The organism is Aeromonas sp. FDAARGOS 1415 (genome assembly GCF_019048365.1).
Classification (GTDB): domain Bacteria; phylum Pseudomonadota; class Gammaproteobacteria; order Enterobacterales; family Aeromonadaceae; genus Aeromonas; species Aeromonas taiwanensis.
In genome coordinates this window covers 764,205-781,451 of record NZ_CP077363.1, presented here as the reverse complement: position 1 = coordinate 781,451, position 17,247 = coordinate 764,205, and the positions used below count along the sequence as shown (strand labels likewise).

Annotated in this window: 22 protein-coding genes and 1 pseudogene; 12 read left to right on the top strand and 11 right to left on the bottom strand. The window is 61.5% G+C overall.

Features of this window, described 5'->3' with window-relative positions; genetic code table 11:
• Nucleotides 1–86: 86 nt before the first annotated feature.
• Complete coding sequence (locus tag I6L45_RS03735) at nucleotides 87–569, bottom strand: Rsd/AlgQ family anti-sigma factor (RefSeq protein ID WP_043757493.1); 483 nt, start codon at nucleotides 567–569, stop codon at nucleotides 87–89.
• A 338-nt stretch (nucleotides 570–907) separates the two neighbouring features.
• Between I6L45_RS03735 and hupA the strand changes: the two genes are divergently transcribed.
• Nucleotides 908–1,180: a nucleoid-associated protein HU-alpha gene (hupA, locus tag I6L45_RS03730; RefSeq protein WP_005305063.1), complete on the top strand. Its 273-nt coding sequence runs from the start codon at nucleotides 908–910 to the stop codon at nucleotides 1,178–1,180.
• Nucleotides 1,181–1,293: 113 nt separating this feature from the next.
• Nucleotides 1,294–1,719 (top strand): hypothetical protein, encoded by a 426-nt coding sequence (locus tag I6L45_RS03725; RefSeq protein ID WP_216983480.1) that lies wholly within the window; start codon nucleotides 1,294–1,296, stop codon nucleotides 1,717–1,719.
• 88 nt (nucleotides 1,720–1,807) lie between these two features.
• On the opposite strand, the gene I6L45_RS03720 is transcribed toward I6L45_RS03725, so the two are convergent.
• Both I6L45_RS03720 and dusA read right to left on the bottom strand, forming a co-directional pair.
• Nucleotides 1,808–1,957, bottom strand: coding sequence for a hypothetical protein (locus tag I6L45_RS03720; RefSeq protein ID WP_081843590.1), 150 nt, complete (start codon nucleotides 1,955–1,957; stop codon nucleotides 1,808–1,810).
• A gap of 2 nt (nucleotides 1,958–1,959) precedes the next feature.
• Nucleotides 1,960–2,946, bottom strand: a complete 987-nt coding sequence (gene dusA / locus I6L45_RS03715) for a tRNA dihydrouridine(20/20a) synthase DusA (protein ID WP_043757499.1) — start codon at nucleotides 2,944–2,946, stop codon at nucleotides 1,960–1,962.
• Nucleotides 2,947–3,082: 136 nt separating this feature from the next.
• On the opposite strand from dusA, the gene zur reads away from it, so the two are divergent.
• The 3 genes from zur to I6L45_RS03700 are packed head-to-tail and all read left to right on the top strand — an operon-like array spanning nucleotide 3,083 to nucleotide 4,225.
• Nucleotides 3,083–3,541 (top strand): zinc uptake transcriptional repressor Zur, encoded by a 459-nt coding sequence (gene zur / locus I6L45_RS03710; RefSeq protein ID WP_043757539.1) that lies wholly within the window; start codon nucleotides 3,083–3,085, stop codon nucleotides 3,539–3,541.
• Nucleotides 3,531–3,992, top strand: a complete 462-nt coding sequence (locus I6L45_RS03705; protein WP_043757502.1) for a chemotaxis protein CheX — start codon at nucleotides 3,531–3,533, stop codon at nucleotides 3,990–3,992. Before zur ends, I6L45_RS03705 begins: the two co-directional genes overlap by 11 nt.
• A 5-nt stretch (nucleotides 3,993–3,997) precedes the next feature.
• Complete coding sequence (locus I6L45_RS03700; protein WP_216983479.1) at nucleotides 3,998–4,225, top strand: hypothetical protein; 228 nt, start codon at nucleotides 3,998–4,000, stop codon at nucleotides 4,223–4,225.
• Between the two features lie 106 nt (nucleotides 4,226–4,331).
• Here I6L45_RS03700 and brnQ read toward each other — a convergent pair whose 3' ends face one another.
• Complete coding sequence (gene brnQ, locus I6L45_RS03695) at nucleotides 4,332–5,594, bottom strand: branched-chain amino acid transport system II carrier protein (RefSeq protein ID WP_043757542.1); 1,263 nt, start codon at nucleotides 5,592–5,594, stop codon at nucleotides 4,332–4,334.
• A 235-nt stretch (nucleotides 5,595–5,829) separates the two neighbouring features.
• Nucleotides 5,830–6,540, bottom strand: coding sequence for a tRNA1(Val) (adenine(37)-N6)-methyltransferase (locus tag I6L45_RS03690; RefSeq protein WP_216983478.1), 711 nt, complete (start codon nucleotides 6,538–6,540; stop codon nucleotides 5,830–5,832).
• A gap of 127 nt (nucleotides 6,541–6,667) precedes the next feature.
• On the opposite strand from I6L45_RS03690, the gene srmB reads away from it, so the two are divergent.
• Complete coding sequence (gene srmB / locus I6L45_RS03685; RefSeq protein WP_134694885.1) at nucleotides 6,668–7,888, top strand: ATP-dependent RNA helicase SrmB; 1,221 nt, start codon at nucleotides 6,668–6,670, stop codon at nucleotides 7,886–7,888.
• 184 nt (nucleotides 7,889–8,072) lie between these two features.
• On the opposite strand, the gene yaaA is transcribed toward srmB, so the two are convergent.
• Genes yaaA through tapT form a run of 3 tightly spaced genes read right to left on the bottom strand, consistent with a single transcriptional unit; the run spans nucleotide 8,073 to nucleotide 11,045 of the window.
• Nucleotides 8,073–8,846 carry a peroxide stress protein YaaA gene (yaaA, locus tag I6L45_RS03680; RefSeq protein WP_216983477.1) on the bottom strand — a complete coding sequence of 258 codons (774 nt, stop codon included), beginning with the start codon at nucleotides 8,844–8,846 and terminating at the stop codon, nucleotides 8,073–8,075.
• Between the two features lie 33 nt (nucleotides 8,847–8,879).
• Nucleotides 8,880–9,989, bottom strand: coding sequence for a PilT/PilU family type 4a pilus ATPase (locus I6L45_RS03675; RefSeq protein WP_216983476.1), 1,110 nt, complete (start codon nucleotides 9,987–9,989; stop codon nucleotides 8,880–8,882).
• Nucleotides 9,990–10,010: 21 nt separating this feature from the next.
• Nucleotides 10,011–11,045, bottom strand: a complete 1,035-nt coding sequence (gene tapT, locus I6L45_RS03670; RefSeq protein WP_216983475.1) for a type IVa pilus ATPase TapT — start codon at nucleotides 11,043–11,045, stop codon at nucleotides 10,011–10,013.
• Between the two features lie 39 nt (nucleotides 11,046–11,084).
• Here tapT and I6L45_RS03665 point away from each other — a divergent pair, with 39 nt between their 5' ends.
• The 5 genes from I6L45_RS03665 (at nucleotide 11,085) to I6L45_RS03645 (ending at nucleotide 14,061) form a co-directional block, all read left to right on the top strand.
• Nucleotides 11,085–11,792, top strand: coding sequence for a YggS family pyridoxal phosphate-dependent enzyme (locus I6L45_RS03665; protein WP_216983474.1), 708 nt, complete (start codon nucleotides 11,085–11,087; stop codon nucleotides 11,790–11,792).
• Nucleotides 11,793–11,928: 136 nt separating this feature from the next.
• Complete coding sequence (proC, locus tag I6L45_RS03660) at nucleotides 11,929–12,753, top strand: pyrroline-5-carboxylate reductase (RefSeq protein WP_216983473.1); 825 nt, start codon at nucleotides 11,929–11,931, stop codon at nucleotides 12,751–12,753.
• Nucleotides 12,754–12,777: 24 nt separating this feature from the next.
• Nucleotides 12,778–13,329: a YggT family protein gene (locus I6L45_RS03655; RefSeq protein ID WP_216983472.1), complete on the top strand. Its 552-nt coding sequence runs from the start codon at nucleotides 12,778–12,780 to the stop codon at nucleotides 13,327–13,329.
• Entirely contained in the window at nucleotides 13,329–13,637 is a 309-nt protein-coding gene (gene yggU, locus I6L45_RS03650) for a DUF167 family protein YggU (protein WP_043809026.1), read from the top strand. Before I6L45_RS03655 ends, yggU begins: the two co-directional genes overlap by 1 nt.
• A 4-nt stretch (nucleotides 13,638–13,641) precedes the next feature.
• Nucleotides 13,642–14,061, top strand: coding sequence for a DUF4426 domain-containing protein (locus I6L45_RS03645; RefSeq protein WP_043757560.1), 420 nt, complete (start codon nucleotides 13,642–13,644; stop codon nucleotides 14,059–14,061).
• Between the two features lie 72 nt (nucleotides 14,062–14,133).
• Here the strand turns inward: I6L45_RS03645 and I6L45_RS03640 are convergent.
• The 3 genes and pseudogenes from I6L45_RS03640 to I6L45_RS03630 all read right to left on the bottom strand — a co-directional run bounded on the left by I6L45_RS03640 (nucleotide 14,134) and on the right by I6L45_RS03630 (nucleotide 15,884).
• Nucleotides 14,134–14,965 (bottom strand): annotated as a pseudogene (locus I6L45_RS03640) (lysostaphin resistance A-like protein).
• Between the two features lie 198 nt (nucleotides 14,966–15,163).
• On the bottom strand, nucleotides 15,164–15,457 hold the full coding sequence (locus I6L45_RS03635) for a hypothetical protein (RefSeq protein WP_043757565.1): 294 nt from the start codon (nucleotides 15,455–15,457) through the stop codon (nucleotides 15,164–15,166).
• Nucleotides 15,458–15,509: 52 nt separating this feature from the next.
• Nucleotides 15,510–15,884, bottom strand: a complete 375-nt coding sequence (locus tag I6L45_RS03630; protein ID WP_216983471.1) for a YacL family protein — start codon at nucleotides 15,882–15,884, stop codon at nucleotides 15,510–15,512.
• 213 nt (nucleotides 15,885–16,097) lie between these two features.
• Between I6L45_RS03630 and I6L45_RS03625 the strand changes: the two genes are divergently transcribed.
• Nucleotides 16,098–17,213: a sugar diacid recognition domain-containing protein gene (locus I6L45_RS03625; protein ID WP_216983470.1), complete on the top strand. Its 1,116-nt coding sequence runs from the start codon at nucleotides 16,098–16,100 to the stop codon at nucleotides 17,211–17,213.
• Nucleotides 17,214–17,247 lie beyond the last annotated feature (34 nt).

Below are 17,247 nucleotides of genomic sequence, written 5' to 3'. Positions count from 1 at the left end.
CGTGCGAGCACAGGGCTAGTCGTTCATGTTCCAGAGTGTAATGCAGCTGGCACATCAGGATCTTGAACTGGCTCCGGTATTGGCTATCAGACCCGCTGATGACTGAGGGACTCGACGACCTGCAACGCCTTGACCAGTCTGTCTTCCTGCTTGAACCTGTCCTCCAGGACGGGCCCCAGCTGATTCAGATCTTCGTCGAGTTGCAGCAGCTGGGCCTCGTCGGCATTGCTGTACTTGTCGTTGAATTCCAGTGCGAACTCGGTGCAGGCCCGGATGTGGGGGTAGATGCGCTTGGCCAGTTCCAGCTTGTCGCCACTGGCCTGCTCGAAGGCGGTGACCACGTGGTTGTAGATCTCGAAATGACCGGCGCTGACGTAGTCGACCAGCTGTTCGCAGAAGCGTTGCAGCTCGACATGGCCGGGAAGGGAGCGCTGTTTGGCGCGGGTCGGCATGAGCCCGGCCAGCCGCATGTACTCGACCAGCAACGCCTGCCTGGCATCCAGCCAGTCGTCTATCGCTCTGTGCTTGCCTGCCAGTGCGCGCTTGGTTTTTTCCAGTTCAGTTAACATAGTCCCTCCATGGGCATGGCCTGCGACACCCTGGCCGCACGCCTCCGGTCATTCTCATCGACTGACGACACTCCTATAACTAGGGAAAATACTGTTGACCGTCAATAGGAGTGTAGGGATATTGTTACATCAGGCAGGGGGCCGCATACAAGTCTCCGCCGGATTCTCGCGTCCCGTCACCCATCTGGAAGGCAAAGGGACGAGATATGTGACTATTTCCGCAGATCTTGATGAAAACCCCAGCATTCAAGCCAATCCGGCTGATAAAGCCTTTGCCTGAGGGTTTTTTTTTGAATAGAGTGGCCCGGTGCTAAATGCCCGATCATAAAGGAAATGTTATGAACAAAGCTCAACTTGTCGATGCAATTGCCGCCAAAGCAGACCTGAGCAAAGCTCAGGCCAAAGTCGCTCTGGAAGAGATCATCAATGGTATTACCCAGAGCCTGAAAGAGGGCGATGCCGTTCAGTTGGTGGGTTTTGGTACCTTCAAGGTCAACCATCGCGCGGGCCGCACCGGTCGCAACCCGCAGACTGGCAAAGAGATCCAGATTGCAGCCGCCAATGTGCCGTCCTTTGTGGCAGGCAAGGCGCTGAAAGACGCCGTCAAGTAATCGCGTTAAGTAATCAGATGAAACCCGGCACCTGCCGGGTTTTTTCTTGCCATCTTCATTGGAATTGGTTTCAGATACACTCAGGATATGGCATGCGCTGTAGTGAGGTGGATATGGAACAGAAGAATGCCATTCGGCAGGTGGCCATCCCCTGGGCCCCCGCTCGCCAGCTTCCCCCCGGCCTGGTCGTGGCCGAGCTGCACCAGGACATCTGGAGCGATACCCTGATCGTCATGCTGGGTCGCGCCCGTAGCATCGACCTGCCGCCACAGCCCATGTGCCGGGTCAGCTTCCGCCACATCTTCGCGGTGAGGGTGATGGAGGACTGTGATCTGGCGGAAGGGCGTGACAGCCACGTCATCGAGGAGCAGATCCAGCTGATCACCCCGTCCCGTTTCGCCAGCTGGTTCCATCAGGAATCCGATGGCCTGCATCTGGATGAAGACTTGCAGCACTATCGCATCTCGACCTGGGATTACTGCGCCGACGTGCTGACCTCTTCTCCCCCGGAGCTACAATTCGTGGCGCAGGAGGAGTGAGCCTGGCCCAGAATGGTCCGCGCCGCAGACAAAAAAGCCGGAGCATCGCTGCTCCGGCTTTTACTTGTCTCTATCTTGTCAGCCAGGGTCAGCCCAGGATCTGATCCCGGTGCAGCCCCAGCACGATCAGCAGTCCGATGAAGTAGAAGGCGCTGAGCTTGATGCCCAGGATGGCGAGCAGGCCGGCACAGAGGCGGACCAGCGCCTTGTGCAGCCAGGAACCGGTGAAGCGATACATGATTACTCCACCGAGTCGGCTGGCGCGAATTCCGGCACCTTGGCCATGGCGTCCAGCACCACCTGGATGTCGGCCCCGGGCTTGCAGGCGTTTTCGCTGAGATGACGGCGCCAGGCACGGGCGCCCTGCATGTTCTGGAACAGGCCCAGCATGTGGCGCGTCATGTGGGAGAGGTAGTTGCCCTTGGCCAGCTCCTGCTCCATATAGGGCAGCATCATCCGCACCACCTCGTGGCGGCTTGGCACCTCGCCGGTCATGCCGAAGATCCGGTTGTCGACCTCGGCCAGGATGTAGGGGTTCTGGTAGGCCTCGCGTCCCATCATGACACCGTCGAGGTGTTGCAGGTGTTCGAGGGACTGCTCCAGGCTGGTGACGCCCCCGTTGATGGCGATGGTCAGATCCGGATAATCTCGCTTGACCTGGTAGACGCGGGGGTAGTCCAGCGGCGGGATCTCGCGGTTCTCTTTCGGACTCAGGCCGCTTAGCCAGGCCTTGCGGGCGTGGACGATAAAGGTATCGCAGCCGGCATCCCGCACTTGCTCGATGAAAGCCTGCAAAAACTCGTAGGAGTCCTGCTCGTCGATGCCGATGCGGGTCTTCACGGTCACCGGAATATCCACCACGTCGCGCATCGCCTTGATGCAGTCGGCCACCAAGGCGGGTTCGCCCATCAGGCAGGCGCCGAAGCGGCCGTTCTGGACACGATCAGACGGGCAACCCACGTTGAGGTTGACCTCGTCATAGCCACGCTCCTCGGCCAACCTGGCACAGCGAGCCAGATCCGCCGGGTTGCTGCCACCCAGTTGCAAGGCGATGGGGTGCTCCTGCTCGCTGTAGCCCAGGTAGTCCCCCTTGCCGTGGATGATGGCGCCCGTGGTCACCATCTCGGTATAGAGCAGGGTCTGACGGGTCATCAGACGGTGGAAGTAACGGCAATGCCGATCGGTCCAGTCCAGCATGGGGGCGATGGAGAAGCGCTGCGCCTGCATAAAAATCATCCGGGTTGGCCAAACAAGGGGGCGGATTCTACCACAACGTGAGACAGGCTCCGAAAATGAATTTTGTCCCCGCGCCAGGGAGGCCCTGTGATAGTATCCGGCTAATTGACAGGGTATCTGCGTGAACATGAATCAAGACCAACTTCTACAACGAGCGGAGCGCCTCTGCGAGCAGCGCGGGATCCGTTTCACTCCGACCCGGCGCCAGGTGTTCCGGCTGCTTGCCGCCCATGGCAATGCCATCAGCGCCTATGATCTGCTGGCCCAGTTGCAGCAGACCGAGGCCCATGCCAAGCCCCCTACCGTCTATCGGGCCCTCGACTTTCTGCTCGAGCAGGGATTTGCCCACAAGGTGGAGTCGCTCAACGCCTTCATCTTCTGCTGCCACTTCGACCATGCCCATCCGATGCAGCTGCTGATCTGCGATCGCTGCAAGGAGGTGGTGGAGCTGCACGATCCGGCCATCGACGCCGCCTTTTCCGAGCAGGCTCGCCTGCATGGTTTTACTATTACCAACAAGACCATAGAAGCCCATGGTCAATGTGCGAGCTGCTCTGCCACCGTAGGGAGTCAAGATGAAGGCTGATTTTGTAAACCCGTTCCTGCTCTCCCTGCTCAACGTGCTCTCCACCATGGCGCAGCTGGAGCTTAAACCCGGTGCCCCCAAGCGCAAGACGGACGAGCTGGCGCGGGGGGACGTCTCCGGCCTCATCGGCATGGTGGGTCCGCAGACCCGGGGCTCCCTCTCCATCAGCTTCGAGAAGGGGCTGGCGCTGGAAATCATGCGCCGCATGCTGGGGGAAGCGCCGACCACCATCAATGAGGAAGTGACCGACATGGTGGGCGAGATCACCAACATGGTGACGGGCGGCGCCAAGCGCATGTTGGGGGAGAAGGGATATGAGTTCGACATGGCGACCCCCGTCATCGTCTCCGGTCCCAATCACACCATCACCCACCGGGCCGACGGCGCCAAGATCATGATGCCGTTCGACTCGGAGTATGGCCGTGCCACCATAGAGATCTGCTTCGAGTAACCGCCATGTGGAAGATGCTGAAATGGAGTTTCATCGGTGGGGTGGTGCTGCTCATCCTGTCGGATATCGAGATCAGTACCTCCATCTACAAGTACGAAGACAACAGCGTGGAGATCAACTTCCCGCGCTGGCAGGCCGATCAGCCCTGGTGCACCCTGCGCTGGCATGCAGGCCGGATTGAGCACCACTGGTACGGCCTGGCCGGCAAGCCCAAGCCGGTGTCCCTGCTCTGAGATCCCCTGTCGATAGGTGGCATGTTCCAGTCCCCATGACCGCTCAAAAAAAAGAGGCCAGCATCAGCTGGCCTCTTTTTTATCTTGTTGGCGATGTCGCGAGATATCAGGCGGCTTCGGCAGCCAGTTTATCGCCACCGCGCACCATGACACCCAGACCGCAGGCCAGCAGGGTCGGCAGCAACCAGGCCAGGCCCTTGTCAAACAGCGGCAGGAAGGCGAACGCATCCATCTTCATGCCGGCGGCACCCAGGCCGTCCAGGCAGCCAAACAGGAAGGCGACCAGCAGCACGGAGCGGAACACCAGGCGGGGACGCCCGAAGTAACCCTTCAGGAAGGTGACCAGCACCAGTGCCACGGCAACCGGGTAGATGGCGACCAGTACCGGGATGGAGAGGCTGATGAGCTGGCTCAGGCCCACGTTGGCCACCACGGCGCAGATGACGCCCAGCAACACCACCAGCTTCTTGTAGCTCATGCCGGTGAGGTTGTGGAAGAAGTCGGAACAGGCGGAGATCAGACCCACGGCGGTGGTGAAGCAGGCCAGGGTGATGATGGCGGCCAGAATGAACTGACCCGGCTGTCCAAACAGGCTCAGCACATAGGCATTGACGATGGCGCCGCCATTGGTCACGTCGGTGGCGACGCCGGCAGCGGTGTTGCCGAGCTGGAACAGGGAGACGTAGACCACGGACAGGCCGATGGCGGAGATGATACCCGCGATGGCCAGGTACTTGAACTGGCTCTGGTAGTCGTTGATGCCTTTCTGGCGCAGCAGATCGACGATCAGGGCGCCAAACATCAGGGACGCCAGGGTATCCATGGTGTTGTAGCCTTCCAGGATGCCCTTCACGAAAGGTGCGCTCTGGTAGTCACCGGATGCGGCAGGCATGGTGCCCTGGGGGGCGACGAAAACGCCGATGGCCAGGGTCAGCAGCAGTACCATCAGCACCGGGGTCAGGTACTTGCCGATTGCGTCCATCAGCTTGCCCTGGTTGAGGGAGACCAGGATGGCGACCCCGAAGAAGAGCACGGTATAAGCGGCCAGACCGGATTGGCCCATGTCGCCGAGGAAGGGCTTGAGGCCCATTTCATAGGCGACCAGGCCGGTGCGGGGGGCGGCAAAGGCCGGGCCTATGATGATGTAGATGGCGACGGCCAGGGCGGTGGCTACGCCCGCTGGCAGCAGCTTGGTCATGCCGGCCCAGCCGTTGCCGGCCTTGGCGACGGCGATGATGGTGATGAGGGGCAGACCCACGGCGGTAACCAGGAAGCCCAGCATGGCCAGGGAGAGGTGCTCACCGGCCATGAAGCCGGCCAGGGGCGGGAAGATGATGTTGCCTGCGCCCAGATAGAAGGCGAAGGTCATGAAGCCCAATCCGAGTACGTCGGACAATGTGAGTGATTTCGTCAAGTTCAACCTCGTCTGTCTTGTAAACTATTGCTTGTTATAGTTTTTTATTGGTCAGTGACCGGTACTGTTCGGGGGTAAAAAAAAGAGCCCCGCTGATTTTTTCATCGCGACCAGTGGTTTGAACTGGTCTTGAGCGGGCGCTCATTTGGTAGTCAGCATAATGATGTGAAAAAATAGTTCAAGACAAAATTTACATCTTCAAATAGAAGGGGCTGGTTAGTTGGATGTATCTGTCGGAATAGGTTCCATCAGCAGAATGGATCACAATTTCACCCCTCTCGCACTTGTTTGATCCTCTGCCAAGCAGCAATAAAACACGATTTGCCTCTTTTCCCGCTCTGGTGATAACAGCTGTATAACAAACAGCGTGCAGATCATAACTCGACGAAATGCATAAAATTTCATCCGCCATCGCCGTGGGCAGCACCAGGGCCAGCAGGCCATCCTGACTCAACAGGCGCTGGCTGGCGGCCAGCAATTCGCGGGAATCCAGCGCCCCCGTATGGCGGGCCAGCGCCCTTGCCGGGTCGCTAAATGTCTGGCCTGCCACGAAGTAGGGTGGGTTGGAGACGATGAGGTCATAGGGGGCGGCACTATAGTCCTGGATGGCGCTCTCTATGATGCTGACCCGGCCCTGCCAGGGGGAGGCTGCCACGTTCTTCCTGGCCTGCCCGGCTGCATTTTTGTCCAGCTCGACCCCGTCAATCATGCAATTGTCGGTGGTGCGCTGGGCCAGTATCAGGGCGATGAGGCCGCTGCCGGCTCCTATGTCCAGCACCCGGCGGGCTCCGGCAACGGGGGCCCAGGCGCCCAGCAGGATGCCGTCGGTCCCCACTTTCATGGCGCAACGGTCGTGGTCGATGTGAAATTGCTTGAAGGTAAAACCGCTGTTTCGTCCCATCCGGCTCCCGTCCTGTGCCTGCCCGCAGAAAATGGTCGGCGATTATAGCGGCTAAGACACAGTCACCATAGGAGCCGACGACATAATCGCCTATAATCTGCCGTTTCCTTAATGACCGAGTATTGCCATGAGCCAGTCCTTTGATGATTTCGACCTGAATCCAGCCCTCAGCCGGGCCTTGGCCGAGATGGGATTCACCCGCCCCACCACCATTCAGCAGATGGTGCTGGAGCCAGCCCTGGACGGCCGCGATATTCTGGCATCCGCCCCGACGGGGACCGGCAAGACCGCCGCCTTCCTGTTGCCGGCCATGCAGCACCTGCTGGATTTCCCGCGCCGCAAGCCGGGCCCCTGCCGCATGCTGATCCTGACCCCGACCCGCGAGCTGGCGCTGCAAGTGAGTGCCCACGCCAAGGCGCTGGCGGTGCACACTCATCTCAGCATCGAGACCATCATCGGCGGCGTGAGCCACGAAGAGCAGCTGCCCGCCCTGACCAAGACCACCGACATCGTCGTGGCGACCCCTGGGCGCCTGCTCGAGTACATCGAGAAAGAGGAGTTCGAGAGCCACGATATCGAGGTGCTGGTGCTGGATGAAGCTGACCGCATGCTGGACATGGGCTTCATCAAGGACGTGAACCGCATCGTGGAAGAGGCGCGCTACCGCAAGCACACCATGCTCTTCTCCGCCACTCTGGAAGGGGCCGGCCTTGAGAAGTTCGCGAGCGAGATCCTGAAAGATCCGGTGGAGCTGCACGCCGAGCCGCCCCGCAGCGAACGCCGCCCCATCACCCAGTGGGTCCATCTGGCGGACGACGCCGCCCACAAGCTGGCCCTGCTGGTGCACATCCTGAAGAACCCGGAAACCCAGAAGGCCATCATCTTCGTCAAGACTCGTGAGCGGCTGGCGGAGCTCTCCGGCCAGCTGCAGGCGGCGGGTGTCTCCTGCGCCTGGATCCGTGGCGAGATGGAGCAGGCCAAGCGCATCGAGTCGATCCGCAAGTTCCACGAAGGGGAGGTGCCCTTCCTCATCGCCACCGACGTGGCCGCCCGCGGCATCGATTTGCCGAACGTCAGCCATGTCATCAACTACGACATGCCCTACGGCGCCGATGTCTACGTGCACCGCATCGGCCGTACCGGCCGTGCCGGCAACCGCGGCTGCGCCATCAGCCTGGTGGAAGCCCACGACATGGCCATGGTGGCCAAGATTGAGCGCTACACCGAGGAGCGCCTCAAGCGCCGGGTGATCGACGAGTTGCGCCCCAAGCACAAGGAGGCGCGAGTGCCGGTGAAGAAGAAAAAGCCGAAGGATGCCAAGAAGTCGGCGAAGAAGAAAAAGAAGTAATGCCCCAGAGCGCAGTTGCAACGGCCATCCTCGGATGGCCGTTTTGCTGCCTGGCGGGCCAGCACCGGGATGCAGCGGACAGAAAAAAGCCGACGCATGAACGTCGGCCAACAAAAAGTGCTTACAACAGAGGATTCACAGAGTCAGACCCGAGGATCCCTGACTTGGTTCCCTCCGTTTGTAATTAATTTTCAGCGCGCTTGAACATCAGCGTGTTGGCATCGGACTCTTCCGGCACGAAATAGTAGCCTTCGGCGTCGAAGCCCGTCAGCTGCTCCACCCTGGTCAGGCGGTGCTTGATGATGTGGCGGGCCATCATGCCGCGCGCCTTCTTGGCGTAGAAGCTGATGATCTTGAACTGGCCGTTCTTCTCGTCCTTGAACACCGGCGTGACGATGCGCCCCTGCAGGGATTTCGGGCGTACCGATTTGAAATATTCGTCGGAGGCGAGGTTGATCAGCACGTCGTCCCCCTGGGCCGCCAGCGCCTGGTTGAGACGGGCGGTGATGATGTCGCCCCAGAACTGGTAGAGATCCTTGCCGCGTGCATTGTCCAGGCGAATGCCCATCTCAAGGCGATAAGGCATCATCAGGTCCAGCGGGCGCAGTACCCCGTACAGGCCGGAGAGCATACGCAGATGGTTCTGGGCGAAGTCGAGATCACCATCGCTGAAGTCGTCCACCGCGAGCCCGGTGTAGACATCCCCCTTGAAGGCCAGCAAGGCCTGGCGGGCATTGGCCGGGGTGAAGTCCGGCTGCCACTCGGCAAACCGGGCAGCGTTGAGACCGGCCAGCTTGTCGCTGATCTTCATCAGGCTGGCGATCTGGTCCGGGCTCAGCTCGCGGGCCCGCGTTATCAGCTCGGCGGAGTGGTCCAGCAGCTCGGGTTGGGTGAAACGGGACGTCACCAGAGGCGACTCGTAATCCAGCGTCTTGGCCGGGGAAACCACAATCAGCATAACTCTCCTTTCATTGCGGTGACGGACGCCCCCTCATTCATCCAGGGTGACGTTGTCGAGTGTGCCGGCTCCCAGTTGCTCGCGACCGGACAGCTTGATGAGCAGCCGCAGGTCGTTGGCGGAGTCGGCATGAGCAAGGGCCTCACTGTAGCCAATTTGGCCGGCACAGAACAGGGTGAAGAGCGCCTGATCGAAGGTCTGCATGCCGAGTTCGCTGGATTTGGTCATCACCTCCTTGAGCCGCTGCATCTCTCCCTTGCGGATGATGTCGGTGATGAGAGGCGTGTTGAGCAGGATCTCGAAGGCGGCGACACGGCGCTGCCCATGGGTGGCGGGCAGCAGCTGCTGTGCGACGATGGCGCGCAGGTTGAAGGAGAGATCGAACAGGAACTGGCGGTGCTTCTCCTGCGGCACCAGGTGGAGAATGCGATCCAGTGCCTGGTTGGCGTTGTTGGCGTGCAGGGTGGCGAGGCAGAGGTGACCGGTCTCGGCGAACTGGATGGCGAACTCCATGGTTTCCTGGGAGCGGATCTCGCCGAGGAGAATGACGTCCGGCGCCTGGCGTAGTGAGTTCTTGAGTGCGGTGTCGAAGGACTCTGTATCTAGTCCCACCTCCCGCTGGGTCACCAGGCAGCGATCGTGCTGATGGACGAACTCCACCGGATCCTCCACCGTCAGGATGTGGCCCTCACCATGCTGGTTGCGGTAACCGATCATGGCCGCCTGGGTGGTGGACTTGCCGGCGCCCGTGGCGCCGACGAACAGCACCAGCCCGCGCTTGGCCATGACGACGTCCTGCAATATGGGGGGCAGCATCAGCTCGTCAAAGGTGGGGATCTTGGTCTCGATGCGGCGCAGCACCATGCCCGGCATATCCTGCTGCCAGAAGGCGCTGACCCGGAACCGGCCGAGGGCTGCCCGCTGAATGGCGCAGTTGGCCTCCCGGGTGCGGGTATAGCGTTCAAAGTGGGCCTGATCCAGGCTCTCCCTGACCAGGGTCAGGGCTGCTTCCCTGTCGAGCGGTTTATCGCCGAGGGGGATGAAGCGCCCGTTCACCTTGAGGGTGGGAGGGGCATCGACGGTGATGAAGAGATCCGAGCCCTTCTGTTCAACCAGTGCTGCGAGCAGAACATCCATGTTCATAACGTCTCCTTGGGGGCTGGCTTAAATGGTGTTGGGATCGACTGCCTTGGCCTTGGCATCGAGGGCGGCGACTATGCCCCGATTGACCAGCTGTTTGAGGCTCTGGTCCATGGTCTGCATGCCGTGGGTCATCCCGGTCTGGATGACGGAATAGAGCTGGGCCACCTTGTCTTCACGGATGAGGTTTCGCACCGCAGGGATGCCCATCATGATCTCGTGGGCCGCCACCCGGCCGCCGCCGATCCGTTTGAGCAGGGTCTGGGAGATGACCGCCCGCAGGGATTCGGAGAGCATGGAGCGCACCATGTCTTTCTCGGATCCCGGAAAGACGTCGATGATACGGTCGATGGTCTTGGCCGCCGAGGAGGTATGCAGGGTGCCAAACACCAGATGACCGGTCTCGGCCGCTGTCATGGCGAGACGGATGGTCTCGAGGTCGCGCATTTCCCCCACCAGTATGATGTCCGGGTCTTCACGCAGGGCCGAGCGCAGGGCATTGCTGAAGCTCTTGGTGTCGCGATGCACCTCCCGCTGGTTGACTAGGCAGCGTTTGTTCTCGTGCACGAATTCGATGGGATCCTCGATGGTGAGGATGTGGTGGTGGAAGTTGTCGTTGATGTAATCGACCATGGCCGCCAGAGTGGTGGATTTGCCCGAGCCGGTTGGCCCGGTCACCAGCACCAGGCCGCGGGGGAATTCCGCTATCTTGCGGAATATCTCCGGTGCCTCCAGATCGTCCAGGGTCAGGACAGTGCTCGGGATGGTCCGAAACACGGCGCCCGAACCGCGGGCCTGCTGGAAGGCGTTGACCCGGAAACGCGCCATGCCGGGCACCTCGAAGGAGAAGTCCACCTCGAAGTTCTCCTCCAGCTCCTTGCGCTGGTGGTCGTTCATGATGTCGTAGATGAGGGCGTGAACTTTCCGGTGATCCAGGGCGGGCAAATTGATCTTGCGAACCTCTCCGTCAACCCTGATCATCGGAGGAACCCCGGCGGAGAGGTGTAGATCCGAGGCCTTATGCTTTACACTGAATGCCAATAACTCTGTGATATCCATAGATTTGTTATTCTCCCATCACAAGATCACGAACGAAAAATGAGCCAGATTGCCCAGCACCTGCTTCAGGTAAAGGAACGTATTGTAGAGGCCGCCCGGCGCGTCGGCCGTGGCGCCGATCACATCCAGTTGCTTGCGGTCAGCAAGACCAAGCCACTGGGGGACATCCAGGCTGCCTATGCCGCCGGGCAGCGTCGCTTCGGCGAATCCTATGCCCAGGAGGCGGCGCTCAAGATAGATACCCTGCGCGAGCAGGCCGCCTGTACAGACATAGAGTGGCACTTTATCGGCCCGCTGCAATCGAACAAGTCCAAACTGGTGGCGGAGCGGTTCGACTGGGTGCAAAGCGTCGATCGCGACAAGCTCATCGAACGGCTCAACAGCCAGCGTCCTGCCGGGTTGGCGCCGCTAAATGTCTGTCTGCAAATCAATATTAGCGGAGAGAGCAGCAAATCCGGTACGTCTGAGCAAGAGATTTTCCGTCTGGCTGCCCTGGTGGCCCGCAGTGAACATCTGGTGCTGCGGGGTCTGATGGCCATTCCGGAGCACACCCGTGACGAGGCGGTGCTGGCCGCCCAGATGGCGCGCATGCAGGCTCTGTTCACCGAGCTTGCGCAACAATACCCGAGCGTCGACACCCTTTCGATGGGCATGACCGAGGATCTCGAGCTCGCCATCGCCCATGGCAGCACCATGGTGCGGGTCGGTACCGCCATCTTCGGCGCCCGCGACTATTCACAGGCATGACACAGACAAGGGCTCGCACCAGGATGCGCGGGCTCCCCATTCATATCATCAATGAGGAGTGCGGGATGGTTCGCCGCGTTGCCGCCGGAGCGGGCAGGCACGGTAGTCCCCTTCACCCCTGCGACAGGAGAGAGTGATGCAACACAGAGTGCTGGCCTTCATCGGCGCAGGCAACATGAGCCGCAGTATCATCGCAGGCCTGATCCAGGCCGGCTATCCGGCTGAACGTATCATCGCGGCCAACCCCAGCCGGCCCAAGCTTGACGAACTGGCCAGCCAGTTCGGCATTCGCATCACCCAGGACAATGCCGAGGCAGCCCGCGAGGCCGAAGTGATCGTGCTGGCGGTCAAACCCCAGCTGATGGCGGGAATGCTGGCCGCGCTGGTGGCCGAACTGGGCTCGCTGGCGGGCAAGCTGCTCGTCTCCATCGCCGCCGGCATCCGGGTCGCGCGGTTGCAGGAGATGGCGGGGGGCCATGACCGCATCATCCGCACCATGCCGAACACCCCCTCCCTGCTGGGGCTGGGGATGACGGGGCTCTACGCGCCGCCCGGCATCGAGCAGGCCGATCGCGACTTCGCCGAGCAGATGATGCAGTCGGTGGGCAAGACCCTCTGGGTGGAGCAGGAGTCCGGTATCAACGGTGTCATCGCGGCGGCGGGCAGTGCCCCGGCCTACTTCTTCCTGTTCATGCAGGCGATTGCCGAAGAGGCGGAGGCCATGGGCTTTACACCGGAGCAGGCCCGCCTGCTGGTGCAGCAGACGGCGCTGGGGGCTGCCGCCATGGTGGCGCAGAATCCCGAGCTGTCGCTGCAGACCCTGCGCGAGCAGGTGACCAGCAAGGGCGGTACCACGGCCGAGGCCGTCAAGACCTTCCAGGAGCAGGGGCTGATGCCGCTGACCGCGCGTGCCATGCAGGCGGCCGTTACCCGGGCCGGCGAGATGGAAACCCTTTTCTGAACCCTCTTTTAGCAAGGAGCCCGGATGAACACGGCTTACTTTTTGATTAACACGGTTTTTGATCTCTACCTCATGGTGGTGCTGCTGCGGGTCTGGTTGCAGTGGGCCCGCGCCGACTTCTACAACCCCATGAGCCAGATGGTGGTCAAGCTGACCAATCCGCTGGTGGTGCCCTTGCGTCGCGTCATTCCCGGCTTTGGCGGGCTGGACATGGCCTCGGTGCTGCTGGCGATCCTCATCGCCTTCGCCAAGCTGGCGCTGCTCAAGAGCATGAACGTGCTGCTGACCGACTGGCTGACCCTCAGCCTGTTTGCGGCGCTCACCGTGCTGAAGAAGGCGGGCTCCATGATCTTCTGGATCCTGTTGATCCGCGCCATCCTGAGCTGGGTCAGCCAGGGTCGCAACCCCATCGAATACGTGATGCACCAGCTGACCGAGCCCTTCCTGGCGCCGATCCGCCGCATCCTGCCGGCCCTGGGCGGGCTGGATCTCTCCGTGCTGGTCGCCTTCATCGCGCTGCAGGCCATAAACTATCTGTTGGGGGATCTGTTCGGTCAGCTGTGGTGGATGATCTGATGCCAGCCGTCCTGCGGGAAGGGAACGAGCTTGTGCTGCATCTGATGATCCAGCCCAAGGCAAGCCGGGATCAGATCGTCGGATTGCACGGGGACGAGTTGAAAGTGGCCATCACGGCGCCGCCGGTGGATGGCCAGGCCAACAGTCACCTGATCAAGTACCTGGCCAAGCAGTGCAAGGTGGCCAAGGGGCAGGTTCGCATCGTGCGGGGGGAGCTGGGTCGCCACAAGACGGTTGCCATCGAGGCGCCGAGGCAGATCCCCGCCGAGATTGCCGCCCTGCTGGAGAGTGGAACACGAGAAGGATGACATCATGAAAACAGTCTGGATGAGCTGCCTGCTGGCACTCCTGATGGTGCTGCCGGTGCGGGCCGAACAGATGAAGGAGCTGGGCCCCTGGCGGGTGCACTACAGCGCCTTCAACTCCAGCTTCCTCACCCCCGAGGTGGCCAAGGCCTATGGTCTGGAGCGCAGCCGCTACAACGGCATCGTCAACATCGCGGTGCAGAACAAGCAGGGCGTGGCACAGGCGGTGGGGATCAGCGGCGAGGCCAAGAACCTCACCGGGACGCTCCGTACCCTGCAGTTTCAGGAGGTGAAGGAGGGGGATTCCATCTACTACCTGGCGGTGCTGCCCTATCGCAACGAGGACACCTACCAGTTCACCCTGACGATCATGGGGGAGGGGCAGAAGCAGACGCTGACCTTCCAGCAGACCTTCTACGTGGACTGACACCCCGGGCCTGACGAGATGCCCCGCACCTGCCGGTGCGGGGCATTTTTTTATCCGTGAAACCGAGGCTTGTCAGCGGCTGGCCAGCGGGTAGGTGAACAGGGCCAGGTGGGCGAAATTGAACAGGAAGTGGAGCAGGATGGCGACGCCGAGCCGCCCGCTCAGCTGGGATGCCAGACCGTAGCAGGCGCCGGCCAGGGTGGCGAACAGCACCAGCAGCGGGCCACCGGCCAGGTGCGCGGCCCCGAACAGCAGACTGGCGACGCAGATGCCTGCCCAGGCACGGCTTCGTGTCGTGATGGCCTGCTGGATAAACCCCCGGAACAGTGCCTCCTCCGCCACGCAGGTGAACAACAGGTTGTTGAACGCGAACAGCCACCACCAGCGGGGCAGGCCGACCTCGGGTTTGAGGGCGCCCAGTTGCCAGGCGGCGATCAGCAGGGCGGCCAGGGGTAACAGCAACAGGGCAAGTGGTCGCCAGCGCAGGGGGGCCTCCTGGGCCGAGCAGGGTGGGCCAGGCCAGCAACAGGCCGAAGAAGATGAGCGGCTTGTCCAGGTTGAGGTAGAGGGTGAAGGGCACGCTGGCGGGGCCTGCCTGCACCCTGTGCAGCACCCGCAAGTTGTCAAAACCCGGTACCAGGTGCAGGGTCAGGGCGATGGCCCAGATAATCACCAGCGCGAGGGCCATCCCGCGCCAGGGCTGGGGCAGGGTGGGGGTACGCCAGGCGAGCAGCAAGCCCGCGACGCTGACGGTGAGGGCCAGCGGTGTGATGCGGCCCAGCCAGAACGCGCCGAGCAGGGCGATGCCAAGCAGAAAGAGGCCAGGGATACGCCGGCGGGCCAAGCAAAGCAGTACGGCCAGCGCCAGTACGGCCCAGATCAGGGAATCAGGAAGTGGCAGCATTGAGTCTCCTTTGGTCTTCGAGGGGACGCACCTTAACGAGCCGCCCCGCCATGACACAAGGGTCAATAGCGTAGTCGTAGCCCTTGCTGCCGGTGAGCCCTCTACCGGCACCATAAAAAAAGCCGGAGCAGGGCTCCGGCTTTTTGCACGGTCTGACGACCGGGTCGGCATGTCTCGCCATCGGCGTGAGCGTGGGCCTTAGCGGCCGGACTCGGCGATGACCCGGGCGATGATGTCGGCGCGCTTGGTCGCTTCCAGCTCGCCCAGGGCGATGAGGCCGGCCTTGAAGATGACGTTCTTCGGCAGGCTGACGTCGTCCAGGGTGGTGATGGCTTCCACGTGCATGCCGTTCAGGCGGCTGGCATCGCGCGGGCTGAGGTTGACCTGGGTGTTCAGCACCTGCTTGCCTTTTTTCTTGGCCGGGGCGGCTTTCTTCGGCTGATCCTGTTCGTCTTCTTCTGGCAGTTCGTCGTCAAAATCGTAAATAGACATAGTCAATCCTGTTGGGTTGCAGCGGGCGGTCGCGCCCGGTCGATAAAAGGGTCTAGCCCATATCCTCGTTGCGGATAAAGGCGCGCCAGGAGGTGAGGACCTGGGCAAAATCTTCCAGCCCGCACATGGCCAGCTGTTCATCATCGTAGTAGGCGAGATCGTCGAGATCCTCGTCCAGCGCGATATTGAGGACGTTGGCCTTGACCTCCGCCTCCTCATGGGTGAGCAGCAGGGAGTAGTCCCCCCCGGCCAGCTGGTACTCGACGCGAGTACGGCTGGAGAGATCGTCGATGATGGAGAATAGCTGGTCGAGCTTCTCCTCATCCTTGCCCACCTCGTCGATCAGCCACTGGCCGATGGCTTCGTGGCCCATGGAGAACCGGGCGCGATAGCCACCGAACGGGTCGCGGCGAAATTCATAGTCCATAGCGGAATCCATCAGATAACGGCAGGTGCATCGCCAAGGGTCGCGTCAAATCCGTGATCCCGAGCGGGTCACACCTGAGGTAAAGTGGCCTATTCTAGCGATCCCCCCCTCGCTTGTCTTGATGATGTGGCATCTTTGCGCTGCTACCCAAGCTTTTACACGGAGTTTCCATGCCCTTCATGTACTGTTCCCCCTTCGTAGAGCGGAGTCCTCATGCAGCTTGATGCCATTCTCGCGCGGCAGATCGTCAGCCGGGCCATGAAGATCCTCTCCTTCTCGGTCAACGTCATGGATGAGCGCGGCCTCATCATCGCGTCCGGCAATCCGGAGCGGCTGCATCAGCGCCACGAGGGGGCGGTGCTGGCCCTGACCGAGAACCGGGTGGTGGAGATCAGCGAGGCGACGGCCCAGCAGCTCAAGGGGGTGAGGCCCGGCATCAACCTGCCCATCGCCTACCAGGGGGAGTTGCTCGGGGTCATCGGCATCTCGGGGGATCCGGACATCGTTCGCGCTTACGCCGAGCTGGTGCGCATGACTGCCGAGCTCATCCTGGAGCAGGCCGCGCTCACCGAGCAGCTGCAGTGGGACAAGCGCCACAAGGAGGAACTGGTGTTGCAACTCATCCGTGGCGAGGGGCGGGTGGACCAGCTGCAGCAGGCGGCCCGCTTCCTCGAGCTGGATCTGACCCAGCCTCGGGTTGTGGCGGTACTGGCCCTGGAGGAGGCAGAGCCCGCCCGCCTGCGGGAGCTGGTGCATCTGCTGGAGCACCCGGAGCGGGACAACCTGGTGGCCATCAACGGCCTGGACGAGATAGTGGTGCTCAAGCCGGCCCAACTGAGCGACGGCGTGTGGCAGTCGGCCCAGGAGCGCAGCCGTATCAGGCAGCTGCTCGCCCGCATTCCCCACTTCCGGGTGCGCATCGGGGTGGGTGATTACTTCGCCGGGATAGAGGGGCTGGCGCTCTCCTACCAGACGGCGCGGGACACCTTGCACCGTGGCATGCGCCAGGCGCCGCGCAAGCAGGTCTACTTCTTCGAGGATTACCGGCTGCCCGTGCTGCTCGGCAGCCTGGCGGACTCCTGGCAGGCGGATCAGCTGCGGGCGCCCCTGCTGGCGCTCGCGAAAGAGGACACCAAGGGGGTGCTGCAAAAGACGCTGCGCCAATATTTCTTGCAGGATTGTGATCTGCATCCCTGTGCCGATGCCCTCTTCATTCACCCCAATACCCTGCGTTATCGGCTGACCCGGATAGAGCAGATAACCGGGTTGAATTTCAACAAGTTAGACGACAAGTTTCTGCTCTATCTCGGGCTCAGTCTCGACAGTTGATTTGTTTTTTTGAACATAAATGTTGATTTTAAAA